Below are 13,824 nucleotides of genomic sequence, written 5' to 3'. Positions count from 1 at the left end.
AAAAGTGAGCGGTTCATCATTACGATGAATCGCTTTTCTTAATAATATGGAAGGAGAAGCTTATGTATTTTACAAAAATGAGCGAAGAGTATTTTCCGGCTGTTATTGATTTAGAAAAACAATCTTATCCTGAAGAAATGCGCATGGGAATGGAAGGTTTGAAAGAGGAAGCAACGCAGCCGGAGTTTTTTTATTATTCAGTAGCAGGTTTTTCTAAAGGAGAACTTGTGTGTTACATTGTTGCATATATTCCTCAGATTTATGCCGAGTATCACTCAAAGCAGATTTATATAGCTGATGTAAATTGCCCGAATTTTCAATATTTACCAAGATTATTGTTATTCTTTTTCCAGCAATGCGAAAAATGGAACCGTAATAAGAAGCTTTTTCATGCAGAAATGAGAAGTACATCCTACCATCTTTTGGATAGTCTTTATAAATGCAAAAAAAGGGGGATAAAAATTATAGAAGATCATATTTTGCATAAATATTACGATAATGGAGAAGATGCTCATCATGTGATTTTTAGCGTCGATTTAGAAATATTAGAAGAAAGCAATTGGAAATATGGTTTTTGGAGACAGATTGATGAGATGCCTATTGGAGAAAGCGCTTATATATCGTCAGTGCTGAAATTTTTGAAGAAACCGATACAGGATGGTGTTGATTTTCACAAAAAGAATCATATGAAATTTATAATGCGTAATATGATTGAAAAATGGATAGATTACTATAGTATGTTCGGAGAAACGATCCCTATAACATCTGACTATTTTTTATATAACAGGATCCCGGAAGAAGCGAAGGACATGGATAATCATGAGATTATACATAAGTTTTTTCAAAAAGCATTGGATCGTTATCAGTTATTTGGATACCAAGAAAAGAAAGATATGAGAGATAATGAAAAAGGATATTGTTATGATGACTATAGAAAATGCCTTAAAATATACAATAAAGGCAAAATCTATAACACATCCTATCGAAATTCGTTATCAGGCTATCGCTGGCTGGAACGTACCTCCAGAGAATTTGGAGAACAGTATTTTCGAAAATATAAACGCACATATTATGTAAGTTATTTTAATAAATTTGGTTTATATCATCCCATGTGTCCGGTCCCGTATATAACAAAAAATTTATATTTGTTCTATTTGGACAGAATGCTTATTATTGATAAATATTTAAAAGAATTAAATGAATTGTGTGAGAATGAAAATGAACAGTTTATTTCCATGTGTGAGACAATTTATCATATAGTATCAAAAAAATATGCATCCGGGTGTATTGAAAATATCGTCAAACGAAGAAACAAAGAAGAGGGGAATTATTTCCATGACTGGAATCTGATTGTACAAACATTATTTGATGGGAAAATGCTTCTTACAACTGGTGCAATGAAAGCTATTTTAACAAAATCATATAATCAAGCTTTAAATACATCAAAAGTTATAGAAGGCGTATGCCGGTACCTTAGAATAGAAAAGGAATTACAATTGCAGCCTAGTCAAAAAAGAGCACGTAAAAGATTGAGCAGTCTTATTAGAAAAAATAAAGATTGTAATGATTATCTGATGGAATTAAAAGAACATGTAATGGAAGCATATAGTAAAAAACTGAATTTTTCAGAAATGGAAAAAGAGATGCTGACAGATTATATGCAGCGCATACAGACGTATTGTCCAAATGTTGTATTATATGATTTGTTTCGTGAATATGGAGATCATAACCTGTCAAAATTCATACGTGGAAAATATCCCTGTTTGTTTAAAGCGCAGGAAATCCGTCTGTCTTATGAGGGATTATCATCCTTTGTGAAAACATTGTTGAAAAAGCAAACAAGACAGGCAAAACATATTTATCGCAGGCTGAAAAAGGAAAACCTATTGCATACAGTTTTAGAAGAAAAACTGACGCCGGTTCAGTATCGTGAAGTGCTGGAAATTATGAAATTCCATAATGTAGAAAATCTTCCGGATGAATTAAAGAAACTATGTAACTTTAAGGTGTTAGTAGAAGCAAAAGGTTCCCCGGAATATCTGACAGCGGGTGATGCAACGGTGTGCTGCATGAGCTATGGCAGTATCAAGGCAAAACAGTATGCACTGGAAAGAGGATTTGGAATTGTAAATGTTTATTATAAGAACAGAGTGATTGCCAATTCTGTGATATGGATCAATGAACCTTATAATTGTCTGGTGTTGGACAATATTGAAGTACATCCAAATTATACGGTTTATAATCAAATTTTAAAAATTTGTTTTCGCACTGCTGCAGAACAGCTTATGAAACAATATCAGGTAGGATGGGTTGTACAAGGCACCTGCTATAATGATCTTATATTGTACAATGATGAGCAGATTGAAATTAGATTTCCAATGATGAAGCCGAAAGAAGTACAGTTGAAAACATTTTACTCAGATGCGGTCAAGTGCAAACTTGTTTGTGAAAAAGAACCGAATACGGGGATTAACTCTTTGGTGTCGAATACTTATCTTTCAGCAGCATAAACGTGTTAGACATTAGAAAAAGAGAGTCTCTCTTTTTCTTGACACTAAGAATGGACAATGCTAAGATAAGGTTGTAATTATTATTTTACACATCTATGATGTGTCCTGTAACTTTAGTTCCATCGGCATTTAGGATGGAAGTATTTTAATTTCAGAGAATTCTGCATAAATTTCAAATTTAAAATGACAGGCAAAGTATGAAAAGAAAGAATCATGCTTTGCCTTTTTTATTTGCGAAAAAGGAGGATAAAGAAAACGCATGGCCAAGAATGCCGATGTTCATTTGGAATATGCAGAAAAGAACGAAAGGAGGAATATTTTTTATGGCGGCATTATATGAAACATGGACATTTCAGGAGGAATTACCGGATTTATTTCAGAAATTGATTCATGACCTGGGAAGAACCAAAACGAGTACAAAAGTTTCGGACTGCTCACAATATAATTCACTTCGGGCAAAATCTGCCACATTGCATGCGCCCACATTACGTGCAATTTTATGGCTGTCGGGGGTATTTGCAGGTGCAGAGACGGAAGGTGCGCTCGGCAGACAGTTCGGTGAGGGCAATACAACAAATTATTATTGTATGGAATGTAAAAATGGCGAGAGCCATTATGCTCTGATTTATAACTGGAGAAATGGAAAGTTTAAAGGCTGTGTACAAAAAGCGGATACGGTGTCGGTTTTACCATCCATACAGGAGGAACAGAATATAGCAGAACGGTACATTGCACTGCTTGCGTTTGCCAGCACGTGTTATGGAACAGAATTGTATGATATGGAATTCACGCAGCATTTTGAAAAAATAATGCAAATTCTGGATATGAATGAAGAAATAGATGAAGAGGAGTTTCTGTCCAGTGCGTATATTTGTTGTGACAATTTGTACCGGCGGGTGGAATCCTGTCTTCCATTAGAAGATGGCGGAATACCGATAGGGGAGCCACAGTTTACAAATTGTGAGTTTATTGAGTCTTATCGGTTGAAATCCGGTTTATATGGTGCAAACCAGACAGAGGTAGGGGTGTTTCAACTGCTGACAGCAAAAAGACAGCTTACAGAATCAACAATCGGGGAACTGAAAGCGTTTTATTATCAGGGGAAGGAAGTTGAGGAAAAGTATCAGGCCTTGATTCCAAAGTTACCGGATGATTACAAAGTGAATACGGCTACACAAGAAATTCTTTCCATGATTGTAAATACTCCTTCCCGGCTTTTTATGATGGAAGGGGATTCTGGTTCAGGGAAAACAACAGACACAAAGATTATTGCACAGCTGCTTGGGTATCCTCGGTTTGTATTTACATGCGGACCGGGAACGGAAGAGGTGAGCCTTATGGTATCTCTTGTTCCAAACGTAGATACGACTGCAAAGATATCAGAAAGTGAATTGCCGACATATGAAGATTTTCAGATAGATCCCGCTTCTGCTTTGGCAGTGTTGACAGGGAACTACCAGATGGAAATTGATGAAGCAACCGCATTTCGTGAAATATTGAATGCAGCAGTTCAGCAGGGATATAAACAGGCGAAAATGGAAAAGGACTTCGTGAAAACAGAATCTACAATCATTCAGGCCTGCCGGATGCCGGCGGTAATAGAAATTCAGGAAGTTGCTATGATTGAAAAGCCGGGAACCCTTACTCGACTGAATGCTCTATTTGATGACGACGCAAAAACAGACCTACTGAATGGCGAAGTAATAGAAAGACACCCGGATACGGTGGTGATCATGACAACAAACATGGATTATATCGGATGCCAGATGTTCAATGAATCAGTATTGTCAAGAATGCATCTGGTACAGCACCGGAAAGAATTGAGTGTGGAAGAAATGGCGGAACGTGCCATTTTCAAAACAGGCTGCAAGGAAAAAGAGCTGATTTACCAGATGGCAGCAGCCATCAGTAAAATCAAGAAATATCTGAGGGATAAGCAGATACGCGGCGGTGTATGCGGATATCGGGAACTGGAAAACTGGGTGTGGAATTATATGACATCAAAAGATGTTTTGGAAGCAGCAGTAAATGCTGTAATTAGTAAAGTTTCTCCATTTCCAGAAGAAAGGGACACTATTTTAAGTACATTCATTGAGCCGGCTTTTGAAGAGGCGGCATAAAGGAGGACTATGAGAAATCATCAGGAATGGAAACAACGTGTGCAGGAAGAAAAAGAAAACCTGGAGGATTATGAAGTTTTTGAATCGGCGGATTACAGGACAATGTTACATTCGATTGCCTATGAAATAACGGCGGGGACTTTGAAAACGGTGAATCTTGTAAAAGAACCAAATGAACCTTATGGAGGAAGATGTTCCAGTTTACGGGTGCTACTCAATATCGCAAATCAGGTAACTATGAGTTTTCCAACGCTTGCATTAAGAAGTGATAGTATCGTTGGTATCTTGGGACATGAGTGCGGACACTGGAACTTATCAGATTTTGAACTCCGAAAAACCTATCTGGATGAAATGAGGCAAGGAAGATGGATGATACAGCTGCCGCTTCCACAAGACTGGACTGGACAGGAACAGATGATGGAAATTCAAGAATTTCTTACTGGAGATCATCCAGCTGCAAAATATATAATGACAGAGACTGCCGCATTTATCCAGAATATGATTGAAGATGTGTATATAGAAGAAATCATGTGCAGAAGGTATCCGGGAAGTATCAGGCGTGGAATTTTACAGAACCGTATGCGGAACATGGAGAGAGTTCCCAGTATGAAAGTCCAATTAAAAGAGGGATACCGAAAGATATCAGTGATGTTAAATCTGATGGCACAATATTCCCTGACAGGAACGGTAAATAACTGGGAGATGGAAACAGATATTTTACTTGATTTGCTGGAAGAGACAAAACCGGTTATTGATTCCGGAGTCAGATGTAAAGAACCATTGGGACGTCTGGAGGCGGTCAACAGACTTCTTCTGTTGATTTGGGAATTGTTGAAAACAGAGATAGAAGAGATGGAGAAAAATATAAAACAGGAAGAACAGCCCTCTGAAAAGAATGGAAACGGGCAAAAGGAAAGTGATGGAAAAGATGCCGTTTCATCTAACACAGAGCAGAAGGTTCAGGAAGAATGGGGAAAAATTAAAAGCGAACTTCCGGATTTTCTTTGTTCCAAAGAGGAAACAGGAATGAATAACACTCCGGCAGAACTCAAGAGGGAGCAGAAGGAGATGGAAATCAAGCCAATTGAAACAAAAGAACAGTTGTTACGGTGTATAGAAAAAATTGCAGAGTCCAAAGCAGAAAAAACATATAATGCAGAAATTTTAAAGGAACTTTCGCAGGAGTTATGCGGTACAGAATTTAATGGCGATCACCAAAAAGTGAAAATGATAGTGGAACGTAAGTCCCAGATAAGCCAACGGGATATCATGCGGTATGAACTATTAGAGCCACAAATCAAACAGACAGTACGGAAAATGAATGCGGTTTTGCTGCCGGCGTTCTGTCAGCAAGGGGAACGTAAGGAAAAACAATTGTTTTTTGGGACTTCCATCAATATGCAGATGCTTTATGATCCATTTCATCGTTTTTATCAGAAAAGAGAGCCTGCAAGGACATTAAATGCAGCGGTTGTAGTTTTGATGGATTTGTCAGCTTCCATGTGGGGAAGGCGCTTGGAAAAGGCAAGATGTTGTTGTCTGTGCCTGTATAAGTTCTGTATCAGCGTGGGAATTCCGATTTTGGTTTATGGACACCATACGAACGGAGAAGGGCGAACTTTACGGAAAGAACTTGTGACTTTCCATTCTCTTGCAGAATTTGAGCAGGACAGAAATGACTGTTATCGTATCGCATCTATAGATGTGGCAGGATCTAATAGAGACGGGGCAGCATTAATCTATGCAGGTGAAAAACTAGCCAGAAGACCGGAACGGACAAAGCTTTTATTTTGTATCAGTGACGGCCGCCCCAATGGTGCATTGTATTGTGGGGAAGAGGCAGAAGCAGATATTCGGAATATCAAAAAGAAACTAGAAGCAAAGGGTATTATCGTGATGGCGGCTGCAATTGGAGATGATAAGGAAACGATTGAAAGAATTTATCAGGAAGGGTATCTGAATATTTCGGATCTAGACACGCTTACGGTTATACTTGCGAGGGAAATATTAAAACGAATACGGAGATAAAAGAATGGCAGCCAAAAACAGGCTGTTTTTATTTTGGAAAGGAGGACACGAATGAATATGGCGGGAAAAATAAGAGATAAAAATGAAACTATGGATATGGATCAGCTGTTTTCCAGTGGATATATCATAGAGCTAGAAACGGGAAAATATCTGAGCGGTTATAACAAAAAAAGTATACGAAGTTCCCCGCTGGAACGGGCAATACGTTTTCGTAGCAAACAGCAGGCGGCAGAGTGTATCAGCCAGCATTTATGCTACGTTGGATTGGAAGCATGGATTTGTGAAATTTTGTGGGTACTGCTTTCGCATAAGTACGAGTTAGAGGGGTTAGCAGAATATTGGACGGGAACTGTTTTTTCAGACCAGTTTCAAAGTGCAGTTACGTTCACTACTTATAGAGAAGCAGAGAGATATCAAAAAGTACATAACCTGGAAAACACAAGCATGATAGAACAGCAGTGTTTCCGTAGAGAGCAGATGGTGATAGCAGCCTGATAAAATTTACGGATGTTTATGGATGGATAGGGGGAACCGTTTTGCGGTTCCCTTAAAAGAAAGAAGGAATGTAATGTTACAAAAATTTTTTGAAAATATTTTTGATGTGGAGCTTTACTGTCAAATGGTAGATTTGATTCTCAGATTTCAGAAAATACGAACAGAGAACAGGCATATCGAGAATTTCAGGACCATGCTCTATTTTTCAGCTGTCCTGAACAGGGCGTGGAAGAGAGATACGGTCTGCATTATCCGGGAGAGGTTTTGGAACGTCTGGAAGAAAAAATGGAGGTCAAGGTGGAACAATTACGCTCACTTGGTCTTGCGCTTGCAGAAACCAGGAAATTTCAAAATGCCGGTATGTTTGTTGGAAAGCAGAAGGCTTCATTTTGGAAAAAGTTCAGACGAATTCTTGCAAAAAACGATATTTATATGATGGGGATCCTATATCTCTGTGATGACAAGGAAAAATCAAAATTGTATCAGAAAATGTGCAATTGTCCTATTCAGGAGCTGCAGGAACTGCTTTTTATGCTGCATATGTTTGTGTATGATGATGAGTTTTGGGAGACGCGGAAACACGATTTGAACCAGCTGCTTGGAACAGAACGTAATTTCTCAGTTTATGCTTATAAAGAAGTCTATATCTGACTTACGGAAAAATTTTCATGCAAGTTGAAAAATTACCATAAATAAAGATATAGAAGTATTAAAATATCTGTTCCGGCTTCCATGCTGTTATGCAAAAGAAGGCAGTACGGCAAGGAAAAAGCTAATAGAAGCAGGATACTCGAAAAGAGAGATTATGTTTCTTAGTATGACATTGCTTTTTCAGACCGACCTTTACACAAAACTTAAAATAGATGGTATGACTGCAGAACGAATGGCGGTTGAAACATGTCTTTTATTTTTGAGTGGACAGGAAGATTATTCTCAAGAAGCGTATGAACTTTGTAGAAACCTCTTTGAAAAGTATCGTTTTTTTCCAGTGCGATTAGAAGGGGAGAACGGTATCATGGATTACCTTTATTACAGGTTGGAAGTCCAGAATATAAAAACATATCAGCTGCTATACGAATGTGACAATTATAGAGAAAGGCATAGCAATTGGTTTTTGATTGATCTTACAGATACGAAATAGCATGAACTGAAACAGATACTTACACCAGATGCTTTTGAAAACTGGGTATTGGAAACATTGCAGCAAAATACCTACACATCTGAACAGTTCAAACAGTATTTGTCAGCATACTTTTCTTTGACAGGTGAAGAGATTACAGAAATGTTCTGGAAACGAAAAAATTATACGCTTTCCTTATTGTTTCCGCAGTTTGTAGAACTGGGACATCTGGATCTTGCCATGTACGATCTAGGATATCGAAATAATAATTGCATCGGCTGTGTGAAAGGAGGAATGGGATATTGGAATAAGATCAGAATAGATTTTCCAGAAGTTTTTGAGCGTATGGCAAAACTGGAACGAGAGATTGGACATTCTTGTATCAATGGAATATTTTTAGATGAACTGGAACCAGGGAGAGGAAGAATGGAAGATGAAATTATACCAGACTGTAGTGTCATGTGTTACTTAAATGATTTATGAAAAGATATATGATTTAGGAGGAGTTTCGTTAAAATGCAACTTAATAAAATTTTTACAGTAGAAAAAGGAAAAAGAAAGGTCAGATGAAAAGTGATAGAACATCCATATTTCCCAGGGCAGCTTACACTTGTCCGGGACTATGTAGGAATGATGAGCTATTCACAAAAAGAAGACGAAAGACATGTCGAAGGATGTGTGACATTGGAGAATGCTTATTTGGTGGCATACAGATTAACATAAAAATCTTTAGGAGGTGGATTATGACTGAAGAAAAACAAGTGACATATAAACATTTGAAAAAAGGGCAGAAGATCAGCGGTATTAAATATATGAATACTTCTTCTGGTTTTACTGCCTATGTTAAAGAAGTGAATCCGGCATTTGTGGCAGTGGAAATGTGGAATCCCGGAGGAAGAGAAGAAAAAATAAATTCGGATGCAGTATTTTTAATCGAACTAACAGACGAAGAAATTCGTGAAAAATATAATGGAAAAGCGAAAGACGTAGTCCAAGACATTCAAAAGGTCATGCAACGGGATGAAATAGGCTGTCATGAGATGTACAATGCATGGCTGTCAAGTAATCCATGGGAGCTGGCACAGGCATGTGTCCGTCAAAAGTTGTCTATATTAGGACATTGCAGGGATATCATTCCTAAGACGGCAATATTTTCAGGAGATAAATTGGATATAGGAGTTTGCGCTGAAGATGAAAACGGAGAAAGGTTTTGGTGTCATTTCCGGTCTGAGAGTATTAATGCGCTGGTAAGGCGATATGAAAGATATCAGGAATGGAGGTCAAAAAGAGTGGGGAATATGGATGATATCCTAGGTGGTATACCGTTTGAATCCGAAACGGAAAGGTAATACAGATAATTGATGTGAAATAAAATAGATTTCTTTTGTAGTATCTTAAGAATATGGGTAATTAGATGGAAACGTGAAGCTTTGTTACTACAGCCAAAAGAAAAATTCTTCTGGCTGTATAGGTTAAAAGAGGAGATAGAATATGAGCGAATATATTATGAATATGGAAACCCAGAAGTTGGAATTGTATTTTGAGAAAGAGGATTATGTGGCGCTGCCAGATGAATTGAAGAAAGAAATTAAAAGCAACTTTCTTTTCAGCCGTAAGCATGGGGCCTGGGTAAGCCGGGCAAAGTTTCCTAATTTATGGCATGCAGAAGCTGTAGCGAAAAAAATAGGTCTTGTCAAGGGGGAGAACGTTGGTGAAACATTAACCTTTGAGGAGCAGATGGAACGCAAAGCGGAAAGGGCAAAAACGAGGGCAGAAAGATACGATGACAGGTCTCAAAGAGCTTGTGATAAAGGCAAAAGCTTACAAAGACCTATAGAGGATATGAGAGGAGATGTTGCCTTTTTTACACAGCCCAATATAAATAGCAGTGCTGGCCGTGCTTTTTCTAACAGGAGAAATAAGATGTTCGCAGCATGGGAAAAAGGCTTTGATGAGTTTAAGAAATCGGAATATTATGCGGAACGTGCAGAGGCAGCTCGACATACAGCAGCAGGAACGAAGCCTACAGATAAGGGATTTATTGATAGGCGGATTAAGGAAGCAGAAAAGACAATCCGAGCACAGAAAAAGAATTTGGAATCATATTGCAAAATGCTGAAACAGATGGAAGTAGGTAAAATCTATAAGCGTTACAATGGAGAGATTATTACACCAGAGATAGTACAAGAATGGATTGAAAAAGCTGAATTAATTATAGAAAATGCTATCAGTAAATCAGTTTATTATCATAAATGCTTAGAAGAAGTGGGTGGTATAATCTTTTCGAAGGACAATATTAAAGTTGGATATATTGTGGAAATCCGCAGATGGGGAAACTGTAAAGTAATAGGAACCGGAAAAGTTTATTTTACCTTTGAGGTGATGGATGTTCAGGATAGATGCTTTTTAAAAGCAGCATACTCTGAAATTGATAAGATTGTTTCTGCTACAGTACAGGTGGATCCGCATCCTTTTAAAGTGGGAGAGACCTATACGGTTCAAGTATGGAGCAGTACAGAGAATAGGAGAATCGAGAAAGAATATAGGGTCACGAAGGTAACTGAGGAAAAAGTTACTATCAAATCTGGTACAGATAGAGCTATTACCAAGAAACCCAGAAAGTTTAGAGATGGAGAAGGATATAGTTGGGCTATCGGTGTTGTAGATGGTATTGGCGGAACTATTTATAAAAAAGATCCTGAGCAGTGTAAAGAGTGCAAAATAGAGCTAAACAGAATTTGGATTTAAAGGTGGGATATTGAATGAAAGAAAGATGTAGAAATTATGTCGGAGTTGCCTGTGTAGATGGAAGCTGTCCTTCAGCTAACAGAGAAGAGTATGAAGAAAGATACATGCCAGTAATAAAAGGATGCAGCGATTGTTTCTATTACAGGGGATGTGTGGATTGTGCTTTAGCAGATACTCAATATTGTATTATGAAAAGGGAAGGAGATATAGGTATAGAGACATAATAAATAGTCTGTATTTGGAAGTTATAAAATTAGAACATGTACTGTGTCTGGAAATGCTGGATACAGCACATATTTGATTTTTAGGAGGACATTATGTGTGAATTGTATGGAAGAATTATTGGAAGAGAAGAATAAAGAACTGGAACAATTAGAAACTCAACTTCTAACATGCCAGCAGGCGATACGCAGGCTGCGTAGTGTTTGCCGTGATTATGAGCAGGAAAGGGAAATAAACAGCAATTGGAAACTGTCATCTTTGGAAGATATTCTAAAAAGACTAGGGGCTCAAATCCCATATTCAGAAGAGAAAAAATCGAAAAGTCCATTTACAAAAGAAGGGGAAAAAGCATATGACGATTTAAAAAAGATCCTTTCAGCTGTAGGGAATCTTATGGGAACGGATATGAAGAAAATAATAAACCTATTGGAGGATGCTGCGATTCAAAAGCAGAATGATTTGGAACTTTACCAACTGCGTTTGTTATTGAAAACCTTTGAAGAGCATAGCTGGAAAGGAAATTATTCTTTGGGAAAATGGAAAATAAGCAATGGAGGATATGATTTATGATTTGAAGTTTATTACAATGAAACAATGGTGCTTCAATGTGTGGACGGTCTGGTAACAGCCAATGCGGAAATCCCAATAAACCAGAAGGAGGTTTTGCATTGTGTTTTAGAAGAATACAGAAATGTAAAAGCTAGATATAAAAGAATCGTTCTGAAAAAATGAAAAGATCTGTATTCATACGTCATTGATATTAATAAAACTGTAAAATTTTATAAAAACTTCCATAGGAGTACTAGGAGGAACTTTTGTGGAAACGGATGTCGTGTATCTTACTTAGATTTATACACCAGTGGTTGTTGAAACTAAAAGCTTAATCCCATAGATACAAGAAAAATTTTGGGAAGAAAGAGAAGAAGAAATTTTAGTAACACCGTCAGACCGATGCTGCCTATACTTCCTATTTTATGTGAGGGTATGAGACTTTTCTTCATACCCTCAAAATTTGAGCTTTTTCTTTTTAACTCACTAATTTTTTTAATCCCTTCTTTTTTCTCACAGAAACAGGACATGTTTCTCCATTGTTCATATGAACCAGTAGTTCTTTGAAGTCTATATCGGTAATATTATCCTTATTAATTATATACGATGTATGGCATCTATAAAATCGATAGTCTAGTTGTTGCTCAATATCTTTTAGTTGTCCAGTAAATTCGATAACACGTTTTCTTGCATGAAGAATAATTTTATGGATATTGTTGGACGTTTCAAAGAAAATAATATCATTATAATCGATTACAATACGCTTATCATTTTGATTAATTGTAAAGGTTCGAGTAACATTATTGTTCGATGAAGTGTATTTACTATTTACATCTAGTAGACATTCATGAATCTTAGATTTTATGTGTTCAGCAGAATCTTTTACAATGAAATCTAGTGCCTCAGCTTTATATTGAAAAGTGAGAAAACTCATCTCCGAATGAGAAGTAATAAAAACAATGAAACATCGAGGCTGAATTTGTCGGATCCGCTGTGCTAGAGTCAGACCATTCATATCAGACCTTAAATCAATATCAAGAAAGAAAAGCCCGGTGTTTTCGGCAGTTAAAATTTCTTTGAGAAGCTGATGTGGATCAGAAGTAGCTTGAACAATCTTCATATCAAAACCTTCTATAAGAATTAAATTTGATATATATGTTGTAAAGAGATCTAACTGTTTTTTGTTATCTTCACAGATGAAAATGTCAATCATATTCAGTATCCCCTCCTTATTTTTATTATTTTTCATTATCATTATACAATAATCTAAGCCATTGTTAAAGAAAAAAAGAAAGTGTCATTTTTCCACGAATAACTGTTTCTATTTAAACATTTATTCAACGAAATTAAACGTTTATTATTAATTTACAGTTGATATTTTTAATTCTGTTATTATTTTAGCTAGAAAGGAGAGAATCAAGATGGAAACAATTGCAAATCGAATTGTAAAATATCTGGATACAGATAAAACTATTTGGAGTGATGTTGACCGAATGAGAATGAGTTTAGGGTTACAAATTATAATTCATAACATTGTTATGGTTGGAACGATTCTGTTAGTTTCAGGAATTATGGGGATTTTTTTTGAAGCAGTTATCATTTTAGCAGCATATGGAGGACTTAAAATGAGCGCAGGAGGAGTTCATTTTAAAAAAAGTTTGTCATGTCTAATTGGAACAGGAATATTTGTAGTAGTAGGTGTTCAGATTTCTAAACAGCTAAATATAGAGTTGATTCATACTATTTTAGTTTATTTAATTTGTCTTTTTATTCTCTTAGTTATTGGACCGCAGGGTACGGAGAATAATCCTATTTCAGAGGAAAATTATGAAAAATTGAGAAATAGAACTGGATTTTTGGTGTTAATATATTTAACAGTAACCATTATAATGTCAAAAACAATAGGACATATTCCATATCTACTATTTGTGGCTGTAGTATTTGAAACTATTTCACTTTTTCCATCATATATAAAAAATAGGAATGCTTAATGACATGCTCCCTTCTAAATAGACAAGTGAAATAACAAAAG

General features: G+C 36.7%; 13 protein-coding genes. 12 read left to right on the top strand and 1 reads right to left on the bottom strand.

Features of this window, described 5'->3' with window-relative positions; all coding sequences use genetic code 11:
• Positions 1 to 62 precede the first annotated feature (62 nt).
• From PGY05_RS09775 to PGY05_RS09725, 11 genes are all read left to right on the top strand, one after another.
• Positions 63 to 2,510, top strand: a complete 2,448-nt coding sequence (locus PGY05_RS09775) for a hypothetical protein (RefSeq protein WP_270475767.1) — start codon at positions 63 to 65, stop codon at positions 2,508 to 2,510.
• Between the two features lie 323 nt (positions 2,511 to 2,833).
• Positions 2,834 to 4,630: a hypothetical protein gene (locus PGY05_RS09770; protein WP_117501008.1), complete on the top strand. Its 1,797-nt coding sequence runs from the start codon at positions 2,834 to 2,836 to the stop codon at positions 4,628 to 4,630.
• A 9-nt stretch (positions 4,631 to 4,639) separates the two neighbouring features.
• Positions 4,640 to 6,658 (top strand): cobaltochelatase CobT-related protein, encoded by a 2,019-nt coding sequence (locus PGY05_RS09765; protein WP_270475766.1) that lies wholly within the window; start codon positions 4,640 to 4,642, stop codon positions 6,656 to 6,658.
• 57 nt (positions 6,659 to 6,715) lie between these two features.
• A complete protein-coding gene (locus PGY05_RS09760) occupies positions 6,716 to 7,153 on the top strand; it encodes a hypothetical protein (RefSeq protein ID WP_270475765.1) in 438 nt (145 codons plus the stop codon).
• Between the two features lie 225 nt (positions 7,154 to 7,378).
• Entirely contained in the window at positions 7,379 to 7,804 is a 426-nt protein-coding gene (locus PGY05_RS09755; RefSeq protein WP_117500924.1) for a hypothetical protein, read from the top strand.
• Between the two features lie 166 nt (positions 7,805 to 7,970).
• Positions 7,971 to 8,294, top strand: a complete 324-nt coding sequence (locus PGY05_RS09750; protein WP_270475764.1) for a hypothetical protein — start codon at positions 7,971 to 7,973, stop codon at positions 8,292 to 8,294.
• A gap of 141 nt (positions 8,295 to 8,435) precedes the next feature.
• Positions 8,436 to 8,756, top strand: coding sequence for a hypothetical protein (locus tag PGY05_RS09745; RefSeq protein WP_243246643.1), 321 nt, complete (start codon positions 8,436 to 8,438; stop codon positions 8,754 to 8,756).
• An 83-nt stretch (positions 8,757 to 8,839) separates the two neighbouring features.
• Positions 8,840 to 9,622 (top strand): hypothetical protein, encoded by a 783-nt coding sequence (locus tag PGY05_RS09740; protein ID WP_133300847.1) that lies wholly within the window; start codon positions 8,840 to 8,842, stop codon positions 9,620 to 9,622.
• 142 nt (positions 9,623 to 9,764) lie between these two features.
• On the top strand, positions 9,765 to 11,021 hold the full coding sequence (locus PGY05_RS09735) for a DUF3560 domain-containing protein (RefSeq protein ID WP_270475763.1): 1,257 nt from the start codon (positions 9,765 to 9,767) through the stop codon (positions 11,019 to 11,021).
• 14 nt (positions 11,022 to 11,035) lie between these two features.
• Positions 11,036 to 11,245, top strand: a complete 210-nt coding sequence (locus tag PGY05_RS09730; RefSeq protein ID WP_117500927.1) for a hypothetical protein — start codon at positions 11,036 to 11,038, stop codon at positions 11,243 to 11,245.
• Between the two features lie 97 nt (positions 11,246 to 11,342).
• Positions 11,343 to 11,813, top strand: a complete 471-nt coding sequence (locus PGY05_RS09725; RefSeq protein WP_133300848.1) for a hypothetical protein — start codon at positions 11,343 to 11,345, stop codon at positions 11,811 to 11,813.
• A 457-nt stretch (positions 11,814 to 12,270) separates the two neighbouring features.
• On the opposite strand, the gene PGY05_RS09720 is transcribed toward PGY05_RS09725, so the two are convergent.
• On the bottom strand, positions 12,271 to 13,005 hold the full coding sequence (locus tag PGY05_RS09720) for a LytR/AlgR family response regulator transcription factor (RefSeq protein WP_117500929.1): 735 nt from the start codon (positions 13,003 to 13,005) through the stop codon (positions 12,271 to 12,273).
• A gap of 208 nt (positions 13,006 to 13,213) precedes the next feature.
• Here PGY05_RS09720 and PGY05_RS09715 point away from each other — a divergent pair, with 208 nt between their 5' ends.
• Entirely contained in the window at positions 13,214 to 13,783 is a 570-nt protein-coding gene (locus tag PGY05_RS09715) for an accessory gene regulator ArgB-like protein (protein WP_117500930.1), read from the top strand.
• Positions 13,784 to 13,824 lie beyond the last annotated feature (41 nt).

This window comes from Coprococcus sp. AF51-11b1, assembly GCF_027682785.1.
Lineage (GTDB): Bacteria > Bacillota > Clostridia > Lachnospirales > Lachnospiraceae > Allocoprococcus > Allocoprococcus comes.
The sequence above is the reverse complement of the archived record's forward strand: the minus strand, read 5'-3'. Positions and strand labels throughout refer to the sequence as shown.